Below are 17,344 nucleotides of genomic sequence, written 5' to 3' on the forward strand. Positions count from 1 at the left end.
CCGCGGCACGGCCAACGCAACAGCGAGCGCCGTCGTCGTCCTCGTGCAGCAGTGCCGTCGTCGTACCACCCGTCGCTTGTCCAGGAGCCCACCCATGGCCTATCCGTTGCACCGCTCGTCCTCCTCGTCCGCAGACGCGCCCGGCGAAGCACCCGGTATCCCCGCCTCGCCGAGGCTGCCCGAGATCGAGCAGGACGTCCTGGCCTTCTGGGCCGCGGACGACACGTTCCATGCCTCGGTGGAGAAGAACGACGCCGGGCAGGACGGTGACAACGAGTTCGTCTTCTACGACGGCCCGCCCTTCGCCAACGGCCTGCCGCACTACGGCCACCTGCTGACGGGGTACGCCAAGGACGTGGTGCCGCGGTACCAGACGATGCGCGGCCGGCGCGTCGAGCGCCGGTTCGGCTGGGACACCCACGGGTTGCCCGCCGAGCTCGAGGCGATGAGCCAGCTCGGGATCAAGACCAAGGACGAGATCCTCGAGCTCGGCATCGAGAAGTTCAACGACGCCTGCCGCACCTCGGTGCTGAAGTACACCTCCGAGTGGCGGGACTACGTCACCCGCCAGGCGCGCTGGGTCGACTTCGACGGCGACTACAAGACGCTCGACGCGACCTACATGGAGTCGGTCATGTGGGCGTTCGCCGAGCTCTACCGCAAGGGCCTGGTGTACTCGGACTTCCGTGTGCTGCCGTACTGCTGGAACGACCAGACGCCCCTGTCCAACCACGAGCTGCGCATGGACGACGACGTCTACCAGAACCGTCAGGACCCGGCGGTGACGGTCGGCTTCGAGGTCACGTCCGTGCCCGACGGCGGCGCGGACGCCGTGCGCGCCGGCGACAAGCTGCTCGTGTGGACCACCACGCCGTGGACCCTGCCGTCCAACCTGCTGATCATGGTGGGCGAGGACATCGACTACGTGGTCGTGGAGTCGGCGTACTCCGGGTCGACGGAGCGCTACGTCCTCGCCGAGGCGCGTCTGGGGCACTACGCCCGCGAGCTGACGGACGACGGCGCCGACGAGCCCCGCGTCGTCGGGCGGCTGACCGGCGCCGACCTCCTCGAGGTGGCCTACCGCCCGCCGTTCGCGTACTACGAGGGCCGTGAGCGGGCCCACCGTGTGGTGGCGGCGGACTTCGTCACCACCACCGACGGCACCGGCCTGGTGCACTCGGCCGGAGCCTTCGGCGAGGACGACAAGATCGTGTGCGACCGCGAGGGCGTCGCCTCCGTCATGCCGGTGGGCGCCGACGGCACGTTCACCCACCCGGTCGACGAGTACGCCGGTCTGCAGGTCTTCGACGCCAACCTGCCGATCATCGACCACCTCAAGGCCGCGACCCGCGGCGAGCCGGACACCGGCTCGGTGACGACGGGCACGGTGCTGCTGCGCCGCGAGTCCTACGACCACTCGTACCCGCACTGCTGGCGCTGCCGCCAGCCGTTGATGTACATGGGTGTGTCCTCGTGGTTCGTCGAGGTCACGAAGATCAAGGACCGGATGCTCGAGCTGAACGAGCAGATCTCCTGGACGCCGGACCACATCCAGCACGGCCAGTTCGGCCGGTGGCTGGAGAACGCCCGCGACTGGTCGATCACCCGCAACCGGTTCTGGGGCTCGCCCGTGCCGGTGTGGCAGAGCGACGACCCCGCCTACCCCCGCACCGACGTCTACGGCTCCTTCGCCGAGATCGAGCGGGACTTCGGGCGTCTGCCGCGCAACGCGGCCGGTGAGCCGGATCTCCACCGCCCGTTCGTCGACGACCTCACGCGTCCCAACCCGGACGACCCGACGGGCCGGTCCACGATGCGACGCGTCGAGGACGTGCTCGACGTCTGGTTCGACTCGGGCTCCATGCCGTACGCCCAGGTGCACTACCCGTTCGACAACCGCGACTGGTTCGAGCACCACTACCCGGGCGACTTCATCGTCGAGTACATCGGCCAGACCCGCGGCTGGTTCTACACGCTGCACGTCCTGGCCACCGCGCTGTTCGACCGCCCGGCGTTCCGCACCGCCGTCTCGCACGGCATCGTGCTGGGCTCGGACGGGCGCAAGATGAGCAAGTCGCTGCGCAACTACCCGGACGTCTCGGAGGTCTTCGACCGGGACGGCTCGGACGCGATGCGCTGGTTCCTCATGGCCTCGCCGATCCTGCGCGGCGGCAACCTCGTGGTCACCGAGGAGGGCATCCGCGACGCGGTGCGCCAGGTGCTGCTGCCCCTGTGGAGCACGTACTACTTCTTCACCCTGTACGCGAACAGCGCCTCGGGGTCCGATGGCGCAGGCTACGTCGCGCAGCCTGTCGCGCCCGAGCGGGTGGCCGGGATGCCGGCGCTCGACCGCTACCTGCTGGCGCGGACGCACGATCTCGTGGCCACGGTCACCGAGCAGCTCGACGCCTACGACATCTCCGGGGCGTGCGAGACCGTGCGCGAGCACCTGGACGTGCTGACCAACTGGTACGTGCGCACCCAGCGGGACCGCTTCTGGGCCGAGGACGCTGACGCCTTCGACACCCTGTCCACCGCGCTCGAGGTGCTGTGCCGCGTCATGGCACCCCTCGCGCCGCTGCTGACCGAGGAGATCTGGCGTGGCCTGACCGGCGGCCGGTCGGTGCACCTCGCCGACTGGCCCACCGTGCAGAACACCCCCGCGCTGGTGCCCGACGCCGCGCTCGTCGGCGCGATGGACGAGGTGCGCGCCGTCGTCTCCACGACGCTCGCCCTGCGCAAGGCGCACCAGCTGCGGGTCCGCCAGCCGCTGGCCCGGCTGACCGTGGCCGTGCCGGACCCGGAGGCGCTCGCGGACTACGCCGCGCTGCTCACCTCCGAGCTCAACGTCAAGGCCGTGGACCTGGTGACGGCCGACGCCGAGGCGTCCGTGCGGTTCGGCATCACCGAGCGGCTCGCAGTCAACGCCCGCGCGGCCGGGCCCCGGTTGGGCCGCGGTGTCCAGGCGGTCATCAAGGCGGCCAAGGCGGGTGCCTGGCACAAGGACGACGGCGGCGCGGTCGTCGTCGCGACCGCCGACGGTGACGTCGCTCTGCTCGAGCCGGAGTACGAGCTGACCACCGTCGTCGGCGACGAGGCAGGCGAGGACGTGGCGGCGAGCGTGCTGCCGGGCGGTGGGTTCGTCGTGCTCGACCTGGCGCTCGACGACGCGCTGCGCGCCGAGGGATACGCCCGCGACGTCGTCCGCGACGTCCAGGACGCCCGCAAGGCTGCCGGGCTCGAGGTGAGCGACCGGATCGACCTCGTGCTCGAGGTCCCGACGGCGCACGTGCCCGACGTCGAGGCGCACCGCGCGCTGGTGGCGCGCGAGACGCTGGCCCACACCCTGACGGTGACCGGTGCCGAGGGCACCGCGCGCGCCGTCCACGTCACGAAGCACGAGGGAGACGCATGAGCGACGGCGCCCGCACGAACGACCCGAAGAAGGCGAAGGCCGCTGAGCGTCAGGCGGCCCGGGCCGCTGCGGAGGACGCCGCGGCCCGCGAGGACCTGGAGCGCGTCTATGCGCACATCGTCTCGCGCGCGCCGGAGCACGACGTGTCCCCGACGATCGACCGCGTCGCGCGGCTGCTGGAGCTCCTCGGCGACCCGCAGCGCTCGTTCCGCGCCATCCACCTGACGGGGACCAACGGCAAGTCGTCGACGGCTCGCATGGCCGAACGCCTCGTGCGCGAGCACGGGCTGCGCACCGGACTGTTCACCTCGCCGCACCTGACGAGCGTCACCGAGCGCATCTGCGTCGACGGCGAGCCGCTGAGCGCCGCACGGTTCGTGGAGGTCTGGGAGGACGTCTTCCCGTACGTCCAGGTCGTGGACACCGAGCTCGAGGAGTCGGGCCAGTCCCGGCTGAACTTCTTCGAGGTGCTGACCGGGCTGGCGTTCGCCGCATTCGCGGACGCCCCGGTCGACGTCGCGGTCCTCGAGGTCGGCATGGGCGGGACGTGGGACACCACCAACACCGTCGACGCGGAGGTCGCGGTCGTCACGCCGGTGAGCATCGACCACGAGAAGTGGCTCGGGTCGACGCCGGCGCAGATCGCCGAGGTGAAGTCGGGGATCATCAAGTCGGGCGCGACGGCCGTCGTCGCCGAGCAGCTGCCCGAGGTGGACTCCGTGCTCGTCGAGCGGGCGGCGACGGTCCGCGCCCGCCTGCTGCGCGAGGGCGTGGACCTCGACGTGGCAGCCCGCCAGATCGCCGTCGGTGGGCAGATGCTGGCGCTGCGCACGCCGCTGGCGACCTACACCGACGTCTTCCTGCCGCTGCATGGCGCGCACCAGGCGCACAACGCCCTGCTGGCGCTGACCGCCGTCGAGCAGATGCTCGGCGGCCGGGCGCTGGACGGGGGAGTGGTGGAGACGGCCTTCGCGGACGTGGCCGTGCCCGGCCGGCTGGAGCTCGTCCGGTCCAGCCCGACCGTGCTGGTGGATGCCGCGCACAACCCGCACGGGGCGGAGGCGCTGGTGGCGGCGCTGGAGGAGTCGTTCAGCCTGCGTTCGGTCGTCGGTGTGGTCGGGGTGATGGCCGACAAGGACGCCGAGGGTCTGCTCGCCACGCTGGAGCCCGCGCTGTCGCATGTGGTGCTGACGCGCAGCTCCTCCGAGCGCTCGGCGGACCCGCACGACCTCGCCGAGCTGGCTCGCGAGATCTTCGGCGAGGACCGCGTGCACACGGCCGAACGGCTCGACGCCGCCCTGCAGGTCGCGACCGATCTCGCCGAGGCGGACGACGTCGTCGGGGTCGGCACGGGGACCGGGGTGGTCGTCACGGGCTCGGTGATCACGGTGGCCGACGCGCGCATCCTGCTCGGCCGGGCCTGAGCTCGCTGCCGCCACGGCCGCCGTGTCCGGATGCTGCGCCGGTCGTCCCGCGGGTGTTGGATGGGCCCCAGGGACGACCGAAGGGGATGGTCCGTGATGAAGAAGCTGCTGGACGACCCGGCGCAAGCCGTCGATGACTCGTTGCGAGGGTTCGCCCTGGCGCACGCGGGCGAGGTGGAGGTGCGGTTCGACCCCACGTTCGTGCTGCGGGCCGGTGGGACGCCACCCGGACAGGTGGCGGTGGTCAGCGGCGGGGGCTCCGGCCACGAGCCGTTGCACGCCGGGTTCGTCGGGTCCGGCATGCTCGACGCCGCGGTGCCCGGGGCGGTCTTCACCTCCCCGACGCCGGACCAGGCGGCCGCCGCGCTCCAGGCGGCCGACGGCGGCGCGGGGGTGCTCGCGGTGGTCAAGAACTACACCGGCGACGTGCTCAACTTCGAGACCGGTGTCGAGCTGGTGCAGGCGGACGGCACCGAGGTCGTCAGCGTCCTCGTCAACGACGACGTCGCGGTGGAGGACTCGCTCTACACGGCGGGACGGCGGGGCGTCGCGGGCACGGTCGCGGTGGAGAAGATCGCGGGCGCGGCCGCCGCCCGCGGTGACGACCTGGCCACGGTCGCGGAGCTGGCCGAGCGGGTCGTCGCCGGGGTGCGCACGATGGGCGTGGCGCTGACCGCGTGCACGGTTCCCCACGTGGGCCGCCCGGGCTTCGACCTGGCCGACGACGAGGTGGAGATCGGGATCGGGATCCACGGCGAGCCGGGGCGGCACCGTGTGTCCGCCTCCGGGGCCACCGACATCACCCGGCGGCTGGTCGACCCGGTCGTCGAGGACCTCGACCTGGCCGAGGGGGAGCGGGTCCTGCTGTTCGTCAACGGGATGGGCGGTACGCCGTTGAGCGAGCTCTACGTCGTCTACGGCCGTGCCCGCGAGCTGCTCGCCGAGCGAGGCGTGGAGGTGACGCGATCACTGGTCGGCAGCTATGTCACCTCGCTGGAGATGCAGGGCGCCTCGATCACCGTGCTGCGGCTCGACGACGAGCTGACCGAGCTGTGGGACGCGCCCGTGCGCACGCCGGCGCTACGCTGGTGAGCGTGCTGGATGTCGCCTGGGCCGAACGCTGGATGCACGTCGCTGCCACCGACGTCCGTGCCGCCCGTGACGAGCTGACCGAGCTCGACCGCCGCATCGGCGACGGTGATCACGGCGTCAACCTCGACCGCGGGCTGAGCGCCGTCGTCGGACGGCTGGACGATCCCGCCCAACCGGTGCGTGAGACGGTCGGGCAGGTGCTGCGCCTCGCCGCCACGACCATGATGTCCACGGTGGGCGGTGCCGCCGGGCCGCTCTACGGCACGGCGTTCCTGCGCGCGTCCAAGGTGACCGATCGTGCGGAGCTGGGACCGACCGGCGTCGTCGCGCTGGTGGAGGCCGCGCTCGAGGGGATCGTCGCCCGAGGTCGGGCGACGGTGGGCGAGAAGACGATGGTCGACGCCTGGCAGCCGGCGGCCGAGGCCGCCGAGCGTGCCGAGGGGGCCGAGCACGTGGTGGACGTGCTGCGGGCGGCGGCGGCAGCGGCCTCGGCGGGGTCGGCCTCGACCGTTCCGCTCGTGGCGACGAAGGGGCGAGCCTCCTACCTGGCCGAGCGCAGTGCGGGTACCGAGGACCCGGGAGCCCGCTCGTCAGCGATCATCCTGGCTGCCGCGGTCGCTGCGGCCGAGGGGAGCGGCGGGTGAGCGTCGGCCTGGTGCTCGTCGCACACTCCGTGCGCCTCGCGGACGGTACGGCCGAGCTGGCCCGGCAGATGGCTCCGGACGTCGTGGTGGGTTGCGCCGCCGGGGACGTCGACGGCGGTCTGGGCACCTCGTTGGCGCGCGTGCAGGACGCGCTCGAGGTTGCGCTCGCGGAGACCGACGGCGTGGTCGTGCTCGCCGACCTCGGGTCGGCGATGCTCACGGTCGAGTCGGCCTTCGAGCTGGACCCGGAGCTGCCGGCGAGGGCGAGGCTGGTGTCCGCCCCGTTCGTCGAGGGCGCTGTCGCGGCGGCCGTGACAGCACAGCAGGGTGCGGTGCTCGACTCCGTCGCCGAGGCGGCCGAGGCCGCGGTGCGGTCCATCGGGCCGAGCCCGGTCATGCAGCTCGTCGAGGTGGAGGGCGCCGATGCCGCCGACGGCCCCGCTGTCATCGCGACCCGCGCGTCGGGCGAGGTGGTCCTGACGCCCGGTCCGCCGTCGTCGGGCGGTCCGGACGAGGTGAGCGAGACGGTGACGATCCCCAACCCGCTGGGCCTGCACGCCCGTCCCGCCGCGGTCGTCGCCCGGGCGGTCGCCGGCCTGGGTGTGCCGGTCACCATCGACGGGGCCGACGCGACGAGCGTGCTGCAGCTCATGTCGCTCGGCACCACCGCGGGAGACGTCGTGCGGGTCACGGCGCGGGGAGCGCATGCCGAGGCCGCCGTCGCCGTCGTCGTCGGTCTGGTCCAGGGTGGCTTCGGGGAGGCGTAGACCACCCGTGCCGCGTCGGTGCACCGTGACCGTCGGGCACGACCAGGACGGTCTGACCGATATCGTGGACCGGTGAGCAAGAAGGACGACCGCCCCCGCCCCGGCGACACGATCAAGCCCCGCAAGCCAGCCAAGGCGCAGTTCGCCACCACGGTGCTGCAGCTCGAGGCGTTCGCGGTGCTGTTCGCGGCCCTCGCGCTGTACGGGCTGCGCAACTCGGCCTACGAGCGTGGGCCGCTGGTGCTGCCGTCGACGGCAGCCCTGTGGACCGTCGCCGGTGTGCTGTTCGTGGTGCTGATCCTGCTGTCCCGGATGGTCGCCCGCCCCGGCGGGTACGTGGCCGGGTCGGTCGTCCAGGTCCCGGTGCTGGCCATGGGCCTGCTGTTGCCGATGATGTTCGTGGTCGGCGCGATCTTCGTCGCCATGTGGGTGGTGTCGCTGCGCCTCGGTGGTCGGATCGACCGTGAGCGCGCCGAGTACGACGCGGCCAACCCGGAGACGGCGCCGAACACCTGACGTGGCCGGATAGGGTTTGCGGCATGACCGAAGCAACCACGCCTGCGCTCGAGCGCACCCTCGTCCTCGTCAAGCCAGACGGCGTCCGCCGCGGCCTGTCCGGTGAGATCCTGCGGCGCGTCGAGGCCAAGGGCTACACGCTCACGGCCGTCGAGCTGAAGAGCGCCACAACCGACCTCCTGGCCCAGCACTACGCCGAGCACGAGGGCAAGCCGTTCTACGCCCCGCTCGTGGAGTTCATGCTCTCCGGCCCGGTCCTGGCCGCCGTGGCCGAGGGCCAGGGCGTCATCGCCGGCTTCCGCTCGCTGGCCGGGGCCACCGACCCGACGGCCGCAGCCCCGGGGACCATCCGTGGCGACCTCGGCCGGGACTGGGGTCTGAAGGTCCAGCAGAACCTCGTGCACGGCTCGGACTCGCCCGAGTCCGCGGAGCGCGAGATCGGCCTCTGGTTCCCCAACCTCTGATCCCCTGCGCTGTGGGCGGAGAATCTGGCCCGAATCGTTCGGTTCGCCCGGATCTTCGGCACAGATTCTCCGCCCACAGCAGTGGTCGGGCGGGGTGTGGGTCGGGGAACGCCGTCGCGGGTGCCCCGGATCGCGTCCGACGGCGGATACTCTCGAGCACGTGCACCTCAAGACGCTGACGCTCCGGGGCTTCAAGTCGTTCGCCTCGGCGACGACGCTGCGCCTGGAACCCGGCATCACGTGCGTGGTCGGCCCCAACGGCTCCGGCAAGTCGAACGTCGTCGACGCCCTGTCCTGGGTGATGGGGGAGCAGGGCGCCAAGTCGTTGCGCGGCGGCAAGATGGAGGACGTCATCTTCGCCGGCACCGCGGGCCGCCCGCCGCTGGGCCGGGCCGAGGTGTCGCTGACCATCGACAACACCGACGGCGCCCTGCCGATCGACTACACCGAGGTGACGATCTCCCGCACCCTGTTCCGCAGCGGCGGGTCGGAGTACGCGATCAACGGCAGCTCGTGCCGGCTGCTGGACATCCAGGAGCTGCTCAGCGACTCAGGGATCGGTCGCGAGATGCACGTCGTCGTCGGCCAGGGGCAGCTCGACCAGGTCCTGCGCGCCACGCCCGAGGACCGCCGAGGTTTCATCGAGGAGGCTGCCGGGGTCCTCAAGCACCGCAAGCGCAAGGAGAAGGCGCTGCGCAAGCTCGAGGCGATGGCCGGCAACCTGGCCCGCCTCACCGACCTCACCACGGAGCTGCGCCGTCAGCTCGGGCCGCTGGGACGCCAGGCAGAGGCCGCGCGCAAGGCCCGCACCGTCCAGGCCGACCTCCGCGACGCCCGCGCACGGCTGCTCGCCGACGATCTCGCCCAGCTCGGCGCCCAGCTCGAGCAGGAGCGCGCCGACGAGGCGGCGCTCGAGGCGCGCCGCCGGGAGACGGAGGAGGCGCTGGGCGCGGCCCGGCAACGGCTGGCCCGGCTGGAGGTCGCGGCCGCCGCCTCGACCCAGGCGGCCTCCCGTGCCGCCGAGACCTTCCACGGCCTCGGCGCCGTCCGTGAGCGCTTGCGAGGCCTGGCCTCCCTGGCCGACGAGCGCGTCCGGCTGCTCGGGACCGTCGAGCCCGAGCAACGCGGCCAGGACCCCGACGAGCTCGAGGCGCAGGCCGAGCGTGCCCGGACCTCCGAGGCCGAGCTGGAGCGCGAGGTCGAGATCGCCCGGGCAGCGCTCGCGGACGCCGTCGCCACCCGGGCGGACACCGAGGAGGTGGCCGGCGCTGCGGAGAAGGAGCTCGCCACGCTGCTGAGAGGTGCTGCCGACCGCCGCGAGGGCCTGGCGCGGCTCTCCGGGCAGGTCGCCGCTCGCCGCAGTCGGGTCGAGGCGGCCGACGCCGAGATCGAACGGGTGCGCGAGGGGCTCGCCGAGGCGGAGCGCAGGGCCCAGGAAGCCGCGGACCGCTTCGCCGAGCTCGAACGAGACGTGCTGGGGGCCGAGGCCGGGGAGGAGGGCCTCGATGCCGAGCACGAGAACGCCGTCGCCGCGCTGACGGACGCACGGGCCGCCGTCGACCGGCTCGAGGACCAGGTCTCCGCCGCGGAGACGGACCGCGCGACGTGGTCGGCGCGCGTCGAGACGCTGAGCCTGAGCCTGGACCGCAAGGACGGCGCGGGTGCGCTGCTCGCGGCGGACCAGGACGGCGTCCTGGGTTCCGTCGCGGCGCTGCTGGGTGTCGAGCCCGGATACGAGGAGGCGGTCGCCGCCGCGCTCGGGCCGCTGGCCGACGCCGTCGCGGTGGAGAGCCTCGAGACGGCGGTCGACGCGCTGCGGATGCTGCGCGACGACGACGCGGGGCGTGCGGGTCTGGTCGTGGGCGGGCCCGACGGCGGCACTCCCGCTCCGCTGGACGTCCCGCTCCCGGCAGGCGCCCGCCACGCCGTCGAGATCGTGACCGCCTCGGGCCCGGCCGCGGCTGCGTTGCGTCACCTGCTGGCCGACGTCGTCGTGGTGGAAGATCTCGCTCAGGCCCGGGCCCTCGTCGCGACGCACCGCAGCGCGGTGGCGGTCACCCGGGCGGGCGACCTGCTCGCCGCGACCCGCGCCTCGGGCGGCTCGGCGGCCGCACCGAGCGTCCTGCACCTGACGAGCGCCCTGGACGAGGCGCGGGCCGGCCTGGACGACGCCGTCGCGCGCGGCGAGCGAGGACGAGCCGAGCTGGTGGACGCCCGTGCGAGGCTCGAGGCCGCGCAGGCGCGGCACGACGAGGCGCTGGACCGCCTCCACGAGTCGGACGCCGCGATGGCGGCGGTCGCCGAGCAGCTCGGGACGCTGGGGTCCGCCCGGACCGGCGCGCAGGCCGAGGCGGAGCGCCACCGCACGGCGCTGGCCGAGGCGACCGAGCGCCGGCGGGTCGACGAGGCCGAGCTGGACGAGCTCGTCCGGCGCCTCGAGGTGGCCGAGACCGAACCGACCCGGTCCGAGGAGGACGTCGAGGCGGCGACCGGGGCCCGGGACGCGGCCCAGGTGCGCGCCACGTCCGCCCGGCAGTCCGAGACCGAGGCGCGCCTGACCCTGCGCACCGCCGAGGAGCGCGCCCGTGCGGTCTCCGGCCGTGCCCAAGGACTGGCCCGGGCGGCCGCCCAGGAACGCCGCGCACGCGAGCAGGCAGCGGTGCGGGCCCGGCGGCGTGCGGCGCAGGCGGAGCGCGCCGCCGGCGTGCGGACCGCCGTCGCCACGGCGCTCGAGGTGCTGGCCCGCTCGTCGGAACGGGCCGCGGCCGAGCGCGCCGCCGCGGAGGCCGACCGGGACGCGCAACGGGTCGAGGTGGACGCGGTGCGCGCCGACGTCGACCGGCTGGCCGGAGAGCTGCGCGACCTGACTGACGTGGCGCACCGGGACGAGGTCGCTCGCGCCCAGCAGGTCGCCCGGCTCGAGCAGCTGCACGCCCGGGCGGTCGAGGAGCTCGGGACCGACCCCGAGGCACTGGTGGAGGAGTTCGGCCCGCACCGTGAGGTCCCGGTGCCCCGGCCGCCGGATGCCGCGGACGACGACCCGGACCCCGACCCCGTGCCCTACGTGCGCGCGGAGCAGGAGAAGCGTCTCGCCACGGCCGAGCGCGCCCTGAAGCGGATCGGTACCGTCAACCCCCTGGCGCTGGAGGAGTTCGCCGCGCTGGAGGAGCGTCACCGGTTCCTCAGCGAGCAGCTCGCGGACCTCAAGGGCTCGCGCGCCGACCTGCTGCAGATCGTCGCGGAGATCGACGAGCGGGTCCAGCAGGTCTTCGCCGAGGCGTACCAGGACACCGCGGCGCAGTTCGAGAGGGTCTTCTCCCGGCTGTTCCCGGGTGGGGAGGGCAGGCTGGTGCTCACCGAGCCCGGCGACCTGCTCACCACCGGGATCGAGGTCGAGGCCCGGCCGGCCGGCAAGAAGGTCAAGCGGTTGTCGCTGCTCTCGGGTGGCGAACGGTCGCTGACCGCGGTGGCGTTCCTCGTGTCGATCTTCAAGGCCCGCCCGAGCCCGTTCTATGTGATGGACGAGGTCGAGGCCGCGCTCGACGACGTCAACCTCGGCCGCCTGCTGGAGATCTTCCGCGAGCTGCAGGAGGACTCCCAGCTCGTCGTCATCACGCACCAGAAGCGCACGATGGAGGTCGCGGACGCGCTCTACGGTGTCACGATGCGTGGTGACGGTGTGACCACCGTCATCTCGCAGAGGCTGCGCGAGACGGCGGAGGCCGGGTGACAATGGGTGCCATGGCTCTCGTCGTATGGATCCTCGTCTCTCTGCTGGTCGCAGCGGCCGTCTTCCTGGTCGCCAACGTCATGGAGAAGCGGGACGACGACGACGTCCGGGGCGTGCGCGCGTTCCTGCGCGACTTCCGTGCAGGGCTGAGCCGACGCCGTCGTACCGCGGCCCCCGAGCCGGTGGACACCGACATGGACGCCTTCTTCGCGGCGACGATCGAGGACGCGCCCGCCTACGTCGACGCCGACGAGCTGTCCGGGGTGCTGCAGCGGGCCCAGGAGCGCGTGAGCACGCCGTTCCACGGGACGCCGCGTGCCAGCGGCCCGGGTGTTCCCGGCCCCTGACCGCTCGCGCGCCGCGCCGCACCGCACCAGCACGCGTCGTGGCCACGGTCTGGGAGACTAGGGGACCGTGACTGAACTTCTCTGGCTCTGGATCGTTCTCGGTGTGGTTCTCGTCGTGGGCGTCGGTTCCGCGCTCGTCGTGCCGCGGCTGCGTGGCCGTCGGCGCGACGACGTCGGCGCACCGACGCTGGACGACGCTCCCGCCCGCGACGGGGTCGCCTCGCCGGAGCGGACCGCCGTCGACGAGGCGCCGGAGACGCCCGTGGCGCCGGACGCCGCTCCGGCGCTCGAGACACCGGCTCCCGTGGCAGGCCGGATGGTGCGTCTGCGCGACCGGCTGGCACGTTCCGGATCGCCGCTCGGTGCCCGCCTGCTGAGCGTCCTGTCGCGCGACCACCTCACCGAGGACGACTGGGACGAGCTCGAGGAGACGCTCCTGCTCGCCGACATCGGCGCGGGGCCCGCGGAGGAGCTGCTCAAGGCGTTGCGCACCCGTGTGCGCGTCGAAGGTGTGCGCGACCCGGCAGCGGTGCGCGAGCTGCTGCGCTCGGAGCTGGTCAAGGTCGTCGACCCCACCATGGACCGGACGATCGCCACCACCCGGCCGCTGGTCGACGGGAAGCCGAAGCCCGCCGTCGTGCTCGTCGTGGGGGTGAACGGCACCGGCAAGACGACCACGGTCGGCAAGCTCGCGCGGGTGCTCGTCGCGGAGGGTCGGACGGTGGTGCTGGGTGCCGCCGACACGTTCCGCGCCGCGGCGGCCGACCAGCTCACCACGTGGGGCGCGCGCGTGGGCGTGGAGACGGTGCGATCGGACCGCGACGGTGCCGACCCGGCCGCGGTGGCGTTCGACGCGGTGGCCAAGGGGGCGCAGGACGGCGTCGACGTCGTCCTGGTGGACACGGCCGGCCGGTTGCAGAACAAGGCGGGGCTGATGGACGAGCTCGGCAAGATCAGCCGCGTCATCACCCGCGAGGCACCGCTCGGCGAGGTCCTGCTGGTGCTGGACGCCACCACGGGGCAGAACGGGATGCAGCAGGCGAAGGTCTTCAGCGAGGTCGCGGGTGTGACCGGCATCGTGCTCACGAAGCTGGACGGCACGGCCAAGGGCGGGATCGTCGTGGCGGTGCAGCGCGAGCTGGGGGTGCCGGTCAAGCTCGTGGGACTCGGGGAGGGGCCGGACGACCTGGCGCCGTTCGACCCGGAGGATTTCGTCGACGGCCTGCTGGGGTAGGACGCGTGGATCGCGTGACGGTCTCGGTCGGATCACGGCAGGGTCACGGTGAGGCCCGAACCGTCTCGCACTCCGGACAGAAATCGGATGTTTACGCGGGCGAGCGGTCTGTCACACGGTCGTAACACAACCTCTGTCCAGTGGAAACCCCGCACCGCCACGGTGGTCACCGACCGGCCACACGGGCTGGCGAGGGGAGTAACACACGATGGAGCTGGATACCGGAGTGACCGCATGGATGCTGACATCAGCATCCCTCGTGCTCCTGATGACGCCGGGCCTGGCGTTGTTCTACGGGGGCATGGTTCGTGGCAAGTCCGTCCTGAACATGATGATGATGTCGTTCGGCGCCATGGCCGTCGTCGGCGTCATCTACGTCCTGTGGGGCTGGTCGATGTCCTACGCCGACCAGAGCTTCGGCGGCATCGTCGGTAACCCGATCGAGCAGTTCGGGCTCGGCGGGGGCGGGGTCCTCGACGACGCCGGCGAATGGGTCGTCGACGGCGGGCTGCCGATCATCGTGGACGTCGGCTTCCAGGCCACCTTCGCGATCATCACCGTGGCGCTCATCTCCGGCGCCATCGCCGACCGCGTGAAGTTCGGCACCTGGATGGTCTTCGCCGGTATCTGGGCGACGCTGTCCTACTTCCCGATGGCGCACATGGTCTGGGGCGGTGGCCTGCTGTCCGACGAGGGCCCGTTCGTCTTCGGCGACGCCGTGCCGATCGACTTCGCCGGTGGCACCGTGGTGCACATCAACGCGGGTGTCGCGGCGCTCGTGCTGGCGCTCATCGTCGGCAGGCGCAAGGGCTTCGGCTCCGAGCCGATCCGCCCGCACAACCTGCCGCTGGTCATGCTCGGCGCTGCCCTGCTGTGGTTCGGCTGGTTCGGCTTCAACGCCGGTTCCGCCTACGGCGCCGACGGCGCTGCGGGCCTCGCCTGGGTCAACACCACCACGGCCACGGCCGCCGCGATCCTCGGCTGGCTCATCACCGAGAAGCTGCGTGACGGCTCGGCCACCTCGCTGGGTGCCGCCTCGGGTGTCGTGGCCGGTCTGGTCGCCATCACCCCGGCCGCCGGCGACGTCTCGCCGGTCGGTGCGATCGCCATCGGTGCGATCGCCGGTGTCCTGTCCGCCTTCGCGGTCGGCCTGAAGTTCAAGCTCGGCTTCGACGACTCGCTCGACGTGGTCGGCATCCACCTGGTCGCCGGCCTCTGGGGCACCGTCGCGCTCGGCTTCCTCGCCACCGAGACGGGTCTGCTCTACGGCGGCGGCATCGAGCAGCTCGGCGTCCAGGTGATCATCGCCCTCGTCGCGGTCGTCTTCGCCGGTATCGTCACGCTCGTCATCGGCCTGGCGCTCAAGGCGACGATGGGCTGGCGGATCTCCGAGGAGGAAGAGGTCAGCGGCATCGACCTCGCCGTGCACAGCGAGACGGCGTACGAGACGATCCAGCAGGGTTCCGTCATCAAGGAGGTCCGAGCATGAAGCTTGTCACCGGAGTCATCCAGCCCCACCGTCTCGACGACGTGAAGTCGGCCCTGGAGGCCGCCGGCGTCCGCGGCATGACCGTCAGCGAGGCCAGCGGCTACGGCCGCCAGAAGGGCCACACCGAGGTCTACCGCGGTGCCGAGTACACGGTCGACCTCGTGCCCAAGGTCCGCATCGAGGTCCTGGTGCCGAGCGAGGACGCCGCGTCGATCGTCGACGTGGTCGTCAACGCGGCCCAGACCGGCAAGATCGGTGACGGCAAGGTCTGGACGGTGCCCGTCGACGACATCGCCCGGGTCCGTACCGGCGAGCACGGCGACGCCGCACTCTGACGCCGATGGCTGACCAGCCTTCCACGGCCGGTCCCGCACTGCCCCATGTCAGGGCCCCGCACCCCGGTCCCGGGGTGCGGGGCCCTGTCGCGGGGCTGCGCGAGGACCTGCTCACCGCAGCCGCCGACCTCAGCGGACCCGGGCGCTCCGGCGTCGCGCGCCGCGCCACCCTCCAGCAGATCGTCACCGAACGACTCACCGCGCTGTACGCGGAGGCGACGGCCGGCGTCGAGCCCACCGGGATCGCGCTGGCCGCGGTCGGCTCCCTCGGGCGGGGCGAGCTGGGCCCCCTGTCCGACCTCGACCTCGTGCTGATCCACGACGGGCGCTCGCACAAGCCGGACGCGCTGGCCGGCATCGCCGAGCGCCTCTGGTACCCGCTGTGGGACTCGGGGGTCGACATCGACCATGCCGTCCGGTCGCTCAACCAGACACGCCAGCTGGCCAGCCGGGACCTGCCGGCCGCCGTCGGCTGGCTCGACGTGCGCCCCGTGGCGGGGGACGCCGTCGTCGTGCACCGGGCGGCCTCGGGGATCCTCACCGACTGGCGCTCGGCGTCGCGCCGCCGGTTGCCCGAGCTGCTGGCGAGCGTGCGCGAGCGGGCCGACCGCTCGGGCGAGCTCGCCTACCTCATCGAACCGGACCTCAAGGAGGCGCGCGGTGGCATCCGCGACGCCGTCGTGCTGTCCGCTCTCGCCGCGACGTGGCTCACCGACCGGCCGCACGGCCGGGTGGACACCGCCTACGCGCACCTGCTCGACGTGCGCGACGCGCTCCATGTCGTCACACGTCGACGCTCGACCCGCCTGCTCCTGGGGGACCTGGACGAGGTCGCCCGGCTTGCCGGGCACGACGACCCCGACGAGCTGCTCGCCAGCCTGGCGGAGGCCGGTCGGGAGATCTCCTTCGCGCTCGACTCGACGGTGCGCCGGGCCCGCCAGGCGTTGCAACGCCCTGCGGCCCGCAAGCCCGTGCTGGTGCGCGGACGCCGCCAGCCGCCGCGGCTGCGGTCGGTGGGGGACGGGCTCGTGGAGCACGACGGCGAGCTCGTGTTGGGTGTGACGGCGGAACCTGCCGAGGATCCGCAGCTGTCCCTGCGTGCCGCGGCGACGGCGGCGCGCACCGGCCTCGCGCTCTCACCGGTGACCGTGCACTCCCTGGCGGACTGCCCCCCGCTGCCGGAGCCGTGGCCCCGGACGGCTCGAGGACACCTGCTCACCCTGCTCGGGTCCGGCCCGGCACAGGTCCACGTCTGGGAGGCGCTCGACCTGGCCGGTGCCGTCACCACCTGGATCCCGGAGTGGGCGGACGTCCGCAACAAGCCGCAGCGGGCGGCGATCCACCGCCACACCGTGGACCGCCACCTCGTGGAGACGGCCTCCCTGGCCACGGCGGTGCGCAAGCAGCAGATCTCCCGCGGCGTCGCCGCCGAGCACCTGCCGTCGGACCTGCTGCTGGTCGCCGCGGTCCTGCACGACATCGGCAAGCGTCGACGTGCCGAGTGCTCGGACCACTCCGTGGAGGGTGCGCGGATCGCCCCCGCGATCGTGCGCCGGATGGGCTTCGACGAGGCGTTCGCCGCCGACGTCGCCACCCTGGTGCGCCAGCACCTGACCTTGGCGTCGCTCGCCACGAGCGCCGACCTCGAGGACCCGGAGACCGTGCGACGGCTGCTGGAGGCGCTCGACCACCGCCTCGACCTGCTCGAGGTGCTCCGGGCCCTGACCGAGGCCGACGCGTCCTCGCTCGGTCCCGCAGGATGGACCGGCTGGCGCGCGAGCCTGGTCGACCAGCTCACCCGGGCTGCCCGTGCCGAGCTGACGGCACCGTCCGAGGCGGCCGGAGGGGGCCGGTAGGCTAGGGGACCGCACTTCATCCACCCCGCGA

13 protein-coding genes are annotated in these 17,344 nt (G+C 73.0%); all 13 read left to right on the forward strand.

Annotation, left to right across the window (positions count from 1 at the left end):
* Positions 1-94 precede the first annotated feature (94 nt).
* The 13 genes from ileS to PZC42_RS19165 all read left to right on the forward strand — a co-directional run bounded on the left by ileS (position 95) and on the right by PZC42_RS19165 (position 17,313).
* Positions 95-3,415: an isoleucine--tRNA ligase gene (gene ileS / locus PZC42_RS19105; RefSeq protein WP_277213412.1), complete on the forward strand. Its 3,321-nt coding sequence runs from the start codon at positions 95-97 to the stop codon at positions 3,413-3,415.
* Positions 3,412-4,839: a bifunctional folylpolyglutamate synthase/dihydrofolate synthase gene (locus PZC42_RS19110; protein ID WP_277213414.1), complete on the forward strand. Its 1,428-nt coding sequence runs from the start codon at positions 3,412-3,414 to the stop codon at positions 4,837-4,839. Before ileS ends, PZC42_RS19110 begins: the two co-directional genes overlap by 4 nt.
* A gap of 96 nt (positions 4,840-4,935) precedes the next feature.
* Positions 4,936-5,931 carry a dihydroxyacetone kinase subunit DhaK gene (gene dhaK, locus PZC42_RS19115; RefSeq protein ID WP_277213460.1) on the forward strand — a complete coding sequence of 332 codons (996 nt, stop codon included), beginning with the start codon at positions 4,936-4,938 and terminating at the stop codon, positions 5,929-5,931.
* 32 nt (positions 5,932-5,963) lie between these two features.
* Complete coding sequence (gene dhaL / locus PZC42_RS19120; protein ID WP_277213462.1) at positions 5,964-6,575, forward strand: dihydroxyacetone kinase subunit DhaL; 612 nt, start codon at positions 5,964-5,966, stop codon at positions 6,573-6,575.
* Positions 6,572-7,342 (forward strand): dihydroxyacetone kinase phosphoryl donor subunit DhaM, encoded by a 771-nt coding sequence (gene dhaM / locus PZC42_RS19125; protein ID WP_277213416.1) that lies wholly within the window; start codon positions 6,572-6,574, stop codon positions 7,340-7,342. Before dhaL ends, dhaM begins: the two co-directional genes overlap by 4 nt.
* A gap of 72 nt (positions 7,343-7,414) precedes the next feature.
* Positions 7,415-7,858, forward strand: a complete 444-nt coding sequence (locus PZC42_RS19130; RefSeq protein WP_277213417.1) for a DUF4233 domain-containing protein — start codon at positions 7,415-7,417, stop codon at positions 7,856-7,858.
* Between the two features lie 23 nt (positions 7,859-7,881).
* Positions 7,882-8,322 (forward strand): nucleoside-diphosphate kinase, encoded by a 441-nt coding sequence (gene ndk / locus PZC42_RS19135; RefSeq protein WP_277213419.1) that lies wholly within the window; start codon positions 7,882-7,884, stop codon positions 8,320-8,322.
* Positions 8,323-8,482: 160 nt separating this feature from the next.
* Complete coding sequence (smc, locus tag PZC42_RS19140; RefSeq protein ID WP_277213421.1) at positions 8,483-12,052, forward strand: chromosome segregation protein SMC; 3,570 nt, start codon at positions 8,483-8,485, stop codon at positions 12,050-12,052.
* Positions 12,053-12,063: 11 nt separating this feature from the next.
* Positions 12,064-12,399, forward strand: coding sequence for a hypothetical protein (locus PZC42_RS19145; RefSeq protein WP_277213423.1), 336 nt, complete (start codon positions 12,064-12,066; stop codon positions 12,397-12,399).
* Between the two features lie 67 nt (positions 12,400-12,466).
* Positions 12,467-13,633 carry a signal recognition particle-docking protein FtsY gene (ftsY, locus tag PZC42_RS19150; RefSeq protein WP_277213424.1) on the forward strand — a complete coding sequence of 389 codons (1,167 nt, stop codon included), beginning with the start codon at positions 12,467-12,469 and terminating at the stop codon, positions 13,631-13,633.
* 208 nt (positions 13,634-13,841) lie between these two features.
* Entirely contained in the window at positions 13,842-15,122 is a 1,281-nt protein-coding gene (locus PZC42_RS19155) for an ammonium transporter (protein ID WP_277213426.1), read from the forward strand.
* Positions 15,119-15,457: a P-II family nitrogen regulator gene (locus PZC42_RS19160; RefSeq protein ID WP_277213428.1), complete on the forward strand. Its 339-nt coding sequence runs from the start codon at positions 15,119-15,121 to the stop codon at positions 15,455-15,457. Before PZC42_RS19155 ends, PZC42_RS19160 begins: the two co-directional genes overlap by 4 nt.
* 5 nt (positions 15,458-15,462) lie before the next feature.
* Entirely contained in the window at positions 15,463-17,313 is a 1,851-nt protein-coding gene (locus PZC42_RS19165) for a [protein-PII] uridylyltransferase family protein (RefSeq protein ID WP_277213430.1), read from the forward strand.
* The last annotated feature ends 31 nt before the right edge of the window (positions 17,314-17,344 follow it).

This window comes from Isoptericola croceus, assembly GCF_029382255.1.
Classification (GTDB): domain Bacteria; phylum Actinomycetota; class Actinomycetes; order Actinomycetales; family Cellulomonadaceae; genus Isoptericola; species Isoptericola croceus.